This window comes from Vibrio sp. D173a (assembly GCF_030248475.1).
The window spans coordinates 1-470 of sequence record NZ_JAHGAH010000926.1 but is presented as its reverse complement, the minus strand read 5'-3'; the positions used below and the strand labels follow the sequence as shown (position 1 = coordinate 470).

At 43.6% G+C, this 470-nt stretch carries 1 protein-coding gene and 1 pseudogene; one reads left to right on the top strand and one right to left on the bottom strand.

The features are described from left to right. Positions 1-238 (top strand): gamma-glutamylcyclotransferase (locus KIV40_RS30330; RefSeq protein WP_285352974.1); only part of this gene is annotated, 238 nt, incomplete at its 5' end. Positions 239-307: 69 nt separating this feature from the next. Here the strand turns inward: KIV40_RS30330 and KIV40_RS30325 are convergent. Further along, a pseudogene (locus tag KIV40_RS30325) lies at positions 308-470 on the bottom strand (fructose-bisphosphatase class I); the annotation flags it as partial.

Genomic DNA, 470 nt, shown 5'->3' with positions numbered 1-470 from the left:
TGCTCTGTACGATCTTGGGTCATACCCGGGCATGGCTTTCGGAAAGAAAAAAGTGCTTGGGGAGGTCTATATGGTGAGCGACGATGTATTAGCTTCACTCGATCGGCTAGAAGATGTTCCTATTGAGTACCGTCGTGAACAAATTGAGACTATATTTGGATCAGCGTGGGTTTATTTATATCAGTTTGATTTATCTGAGCAACGAGAGATTCTTTCTGGTGACTGGTGTAATCGATAATGAGCCAGACCTACAAAGCAAAAGCCAGTACATCAGTACTGGCTTTTTTCATATTAGCGTTTGAAGGACTTAGTCTTCGTCGCGGTTCAGCTCAAGAAACTCTTCAACCTTGTTAACCATATTCTTTGAACCAACAAAGAAAGGTACACGTTGGTGCAGCTCGGTTGGTTTGATGTCCATAATACGTTGAACACCGTCTGAAGCGATACCGCCAGCTTGCTCCATGATGAAG